Origin of the sequence: Daejeonella sp. (assembly GCF_037719425.1) — a bacterium.
Lineage (GTDB): Bacteria > Bacteroidota > Bacteroidia > Sphingobacteriales > Sphingobacteriaceae > Daejeonella.
Window position 1 is genome coordinate 1 of the sequence record NZ_JBBJNI010000053.1, and the last position, 5,360, is coordinate 5,360.

4 protein-coding genes are annotated in these 5,360 nt (G+C 41.3%); 2 read left to right on the plus strand and 2 right to left on the minus strand.

Going from position 1 to position 5,360, the window contains the following annotated elements; translation table 11 throughout:
* On the plus strand, positions 1-435 hold a 435-nt coding region (locus WKF69_RS08905), incomplete at its 5' end, for a hypothetical protein (RefSeq protein WP_340381250.1).
* 59 nt (positions 436-494) lie between these two features.
* Here the strand turns inward: WKF69_RS08905 and WKF69_RS08910 are convergent.
* Both WKF69_RS08910 and WKF69_RS08915 read right to left on the minus strand, forming a co-directional pair.
* Complete coding sequence (locus tag WKF69_RS08910) at positions 495-1,790, minus strand: DUF5103 domain-containing protein (RefSeq protein ID WP_340381251.1); 1,296 nt, start codon at positions 1,788-1,790, stop codon at positions 495-497.
* 28 nt (positions 1,791-1,818) lie between these two features.
* Positions 1,819-3,738, minus strand: coding sequence for an ABC-F family ATP-binding cassette domain-containing protein (locus WKF69_RS08915; RefSeq protein ID WP_340381252.1), 1,920 nt, complete (start codon positions 3,736-3,738; stop codon positions 1,819-1,821).
* 282 nt (positions 3,739-4,020) lie between these two features.
* Between WKF69_RS08915 and WKF69_RS08920 the strand changes: the two genes are divergently transcribed.
* Positions 4,021-4,722, plus strand: a complete 702-nt coding sequence (locus WKF69_RS08920; protein ID WP_340381253.1) for a hypothetical protein — start codon at positions 4,021-4,023, stop codon at positions 4,720-4,722.
* Positions 4,723-5,360 lie beyond the last annotated feature (638 nt).

A 5,360-nucleotide genomic window follows, 5' to 3' on the forward strand; every position in this document is an offset into this window, starting at 1 on the left:
TCTCAGGATGCAGATCTTCATAGATACGGAAATGGACTTCTTTCATATAGTGCGACTGCCCCAAACTCTTCCTGGATCACGAATTGGGATAACATAGATTCTTATGTCAGCTGGGATGTTGATATTCATACTTCAGGTAACTATGAAGTAAGTATGTATTATACTGCGTCGTCAAAAACTATAGGGTCTGAATTTGAAATCGATTTTCGAGATGATCAATTAACCGGTACTATCCGGGAAACATTTGATCCGCCCCTCAATCAGAATTTTGACCGGGTTAAAAGAGAAGGAGAATCCTATGAAAAGGAGTTTAAGTTGTTAAGGGTGGGTATAATGCAGTTGAAAAAAGGGAAAGGGAAATTCATACTTCGTGCCAAATCAATGAATGGAGATCGTATGATGGATGTGAAATCAGTTAGATTATTGTTAATGTAAAGTGTTCCCAGCTTATCCGGGCAGTCTGACAACCAACAAAATCACCTAACCACAACCCACTACCGTTTCACCGTATTAATCTGAGTAAACCCTATCAACTCATCCCACCTCGAGCCGGGTTTACGATAGTAAACGAAAATCTGGTAATCGTTTTCGGTTTGAAAATGCGAACCATCAAACACTCTATCATCACGGGTTGTTCGGTCGTTGCTAACCCATACGTAGTGATAGTCGAACACTCCTTGCTTAACAAATATTGATCCGCGGAAGCGGTGGCTGGTTTCGTCGAAATTTAATTTGTCTGTGAGCTTGTAATCGTTAAACTGACCTACCACGTAGGCTTCACCATCATTTGATGGTCTCTTACTGGCGAGGGTTAACTGCACGGTCGAATAATCGCCATCGGTGCGGTTATCACGGCCATCCTGGTTTCGAATAAAGAATGATCCGTTCTCATCATACAGGAAGGTGTAGCTTCTGATGTTTTCCGGAATATCAGTCAACAAAGCAACAGTATTAACTGTGTCCTGTGTTATTTTTGAGACCCGCTCTGTACGAAAACGAAGGCTGCGGATGTCGAAACGTCTAAATTCCGAGCCGCCCATGAAATCAGTTCCCCGGAGATCATTATAAACTAATTGCCCGGGTCGTATAAAAGTTGGGCGGAGTACTTGCTGTGCATTATCCGGCCTGTTGTTCTGAACAACAAAAGCTTTCACATCAAGATAGGGGTTACTGATATTCAGCTGCCCGTGGTTAACAATAAAATTCAGCTTTTGTCTTTGATCGCGTTCGTTGACGATGTTAGAAGCGGTTACTTCTGCTCCAATAGCAACCTGTGGATTTATAACATACATGCGTCTTGTCAGAAGGATCTTACGCTGATTATTATCTTCGTAGACTTTAAGAAGATAGTTGCCTGAGATCTTTGGCTTTACATTGAGATTCGGGATAGTAAGCTCATAGTGGGTGTACTTTTGAAGGGTGTTGAACGATGAACGGTAATCGATGATTCTGTCTTCGGTAAAGCTTTCAATAAAATCAATAGGGGACAGCCGGCTGCTTTTCCATTCGGCATCGCAATGTTCAACAGAATAGCTTATGTTCCGTGTTCCGCCCCTCAGATCGTCAAACCCGAGCAGCAACGTCTCCTGGCTTCCGAGGATATAAACGGGGATTGATTGTTCCTTCGACCGGTTATAAAATTCTACCGAGCGTACTTCGGGTATATAGATGAAATTCTCATACCTAAGATCATGCTGAGGGGTCTCAACAGGCTTAACCCGTGGCTTTTTCTGAGCAAAACCAGTACTTACGCTAAATAGAATTAAAAACAGAACAAAAAATCTTCGCATATTTCACTATTTGTCTGCCAAGAAGGTGTTATTTCCCTTCGAGCTCCATTATCTCGTCGGCCCTACGTTCCCACTCAGCCTGAGCCTTTAATAAACGCGGGCTCAACTGCTGATAACGGCGGTTCGCCTCAGATAGTTTCTCGTTATCAGAATATATTTCCTCTTTTGTCAGCTCTGCTTCGGCAAGCTTTACTGAGCTTTCCAGCTCTGCGATCTCTTCTTCAAGTTTTTGAAGCTCCTGGTTAAGCTTCTTGAGATCTTTGTTTTTGTCGTCGCTTTGAACTGCTGGCTTATCCTCTTTCTTAGTTTCCTTTTTAGGAGGTTCAGGAGCTATAGCTTTCGGGACGTACACTCTTTTTGAATTCCATTCTTCATATTCCGCGTAAGTTCCCGGATACTCCTTGATTTCCTGATCTTCGATGAACCAGATCTTATTGGCCACGTTATCAAGAAGATACCTGTCGTGAGATACTACAATGAAAGTACCTTCAAACTGATCAAGTGCCTGGATAAGAATGTTCACTGAAGCGATGTCCAGGTGATTGGTAGGCTCATCCAGTATCAGGAAATTAGCATCAGCCGTTAGAGCCTTTGCCAGTGCAACACGGGATTTTTCACCGCCGGAAAGAACTTTGATCTTTTTAAATGCATCATCTCCTGTGAAAAGGAAACAACCCAGAATAGACCGGAGCTCTGTTTCAGTATGCTTGGGAGCGAACGCTTGCAACTCCCTGATAATTTCATTTTCAAGGTGCAGTGCCTCCAGCTGATGCTGTGCAAAAAAGGTCTGGGTTACATTATGCCCGGTTTCACACATACCGGTATAATTTTTATCAGCACCTGCAATGATCCTTAAAACGGTAGATTTACCACGCCCATTCGCACCAATCAAGGCAATCTTATCTCCCTTTTCAATTGTTGCCGTTGCGTGTTTTACGATGGGTACACCAGGGTATGATTTAGTCAGATCCTCTATGCGGATAACATGACGGCCGGACTGTTTGCTGAATTTAAAGCTGAAGTTAACAGAAGGATTATCATCATCCACATCATCGACACGCTCCATTTTCTCGAGGGCTTTAATTCGTGACTGTGCCATTTTAGCTTTACTTGCCTTGGCACGGAAACGCTCGATAAGCCTTTCCTCCTGTTTTATCTTAGCCTGCTGATTTTTAAACTGGCCGCTCTGGATCTCTTCCCGAAGGCCTTTTTCTTCAACATAGAAGCTGTAATTTCCGGCATAAGGAATAAGCTTGCCTTTGCGGGATTCTACTATTCGTTTAACAACACGATCCAGGAAATACCTGTCGTGAGAAACGATAACGATTGCACCTTCAAAAGCCTGTAAATAGGTTTCCAGCCATTTAATAGATGGAAGATCCAGGTGATTCGTAGGCTCATCCAGAAGTAATATATCAGGTGCCTGCAGCAAGATCCGCGCAAGCATAACCCTCATCCGCCATCCACCGGAAAATTCGGCCAGGGTACGGTGAGTATCTGCCTCGCTGAATCCAAGTCCGGCCATAATCTCATGTGCGCGGTACTCGATGCTATAGCCATCAAGCGCTTCAAATTCAAGCTGCTTATCGCTGAGCTTATTGATCAGCTCATCGGTATATTCAGTTTCAATTTTTTTAAGAATATCTTCAATTTCGGCATGAAGCTGGTTCTGGCGACCGAACGCTTCCATAGCAACATGCAAAATGCTTTTATCAGATTGATAGGAAAGCAGATCCTGGTTAAGATATCCTATTTTGATATCCTTAGCCATGGATATTGTTCCGCTTGTAGGAGCATAATCACCTACTATGATTTTTAACAGGGTAGTTTTTCCGGTTCCGTTAGCACCAATTAATCCTATTTTCTCACCGGGTTTTATATGCCAGTTCGCTTCGTCGTATAATGCCCTTGCACCGATCTCGAACGTCAGGTTGTTTATCGCAATCATTTGCCGCAAAAGTAAGGAATTTATGTGTTTATTTTTTGCCCGGACGAAATGGATAGTATATGGTCATTAAGATTTTTACTAGTTAGGAGTAATAGGAGGGAATTTCTTCTGTTCGATTTGAATGGCGACGTTGCATTTTTATCAATTTTTCAGGCGGGTCGAAAGGTGGTTAAATAAACGATTTGTTGTGCATCATAATAGCCTTATTTAAAACTAATTCCAGTCTCTGGCAACATAATTGTTACTTATACGTATAATATTAAAATTCACAAAAAAAAGAAAATGAAAAACTTAATAAGGTTTGGAATGGCGGTGCTGGGTACAGTGGTGATTTTATCGTCATGTGAAAAAGATGACGATGGAAGCGGTAAACTCTCTTACAAAGTTAAACCTGCTAACTTTACTGCATCTATTGGTACTACGATTTCTGGTAGTGGTTTACCGGTAGGGCCTACTACAAATTCAAGTATAACCTGGACTTCCGGATCATTATACATCAGTGAAATTGATTTTGAAGCGGAAAGTAACAATAGAGAGATTGAATATGAGCTTAAACAGCCTGTAACTGTTGATTTATTTAACCTAAGCCCAATATTGGGAAGCATAACCATACCTGATGGTACATATGATGAAGTTGAATTAAAACTGGAATTGAAAAAGTCAACTACTTCTAATATTCCACTTACTTTGAAAGGCACTTATACTGATGCTAATGGTGCTAAAATCCCCGTTGAGTTTTACTTGAACGAAGATTTTGAAGTAGAAGTGGAAGCAGAAGACCTGGTTATTAAAGGAACCAATGATTATTTAGGCTTAATTAATGTTCAGCTTAACAAGTTTTTGACCAATGTTATTTCGGCTGATTTGAGCAGTGCGACCAAGACTGGGGGGGTAATTGTAATTTCAAATACTTCGAATTCCAATCTTTACGCTAAGTTAAAGTCAAACTTAAATGCTTTTGCTGATTGCGATTTTGATGATTAATAGCTTATTATAAAAATTCAGGTTTTGCCGCAGGGGCATCCTGAAAAGGGCTGAATAATTATTTGTTTGTGCAAATAATTATTCGGTCCTTTTTTTCTTAATACTGGTTAGCCCCTATAATCAGCGTAATTATTTTCCAGCACTTGTTTTCTGTTTCAACGAACTAAGAAATGATCATTATTGGATAGAAATAATAATAAAAGACAGCAAAGATCGTCAACGAATATTCCTTACACCGGCTTTTCGCAACCTTATGTTGCGTCCCATTACAGTTAGCGAATCGCCAGGCCATTATTATTGGCGTGCATTTTGATTATATTCCCTTAGAAAACTTAAAAATTACACCTATGCCTAACACGACCCCCAAATGCCACGCTGGTTAAAGCTAACTCTTAAAATTGCCGGAGTACTTATTTCCTTCATTTTGATATTATGGGTTGGAATTGCCGCGTATGTTTACTCGAATAAGACGGCACTACTCCGGACCGTCACGCAACAGCTCAATGAGGATTTGAACGGCAAGCTGACTATTGAGCGCATGGAACCCTCGCTAATACAGGGCTTCCCCTGAATTTCAGTTGGGCTGGAGAACGTCCTGCTCCGCGACAGCTTATGGGAACGACACAAACATGATCTTA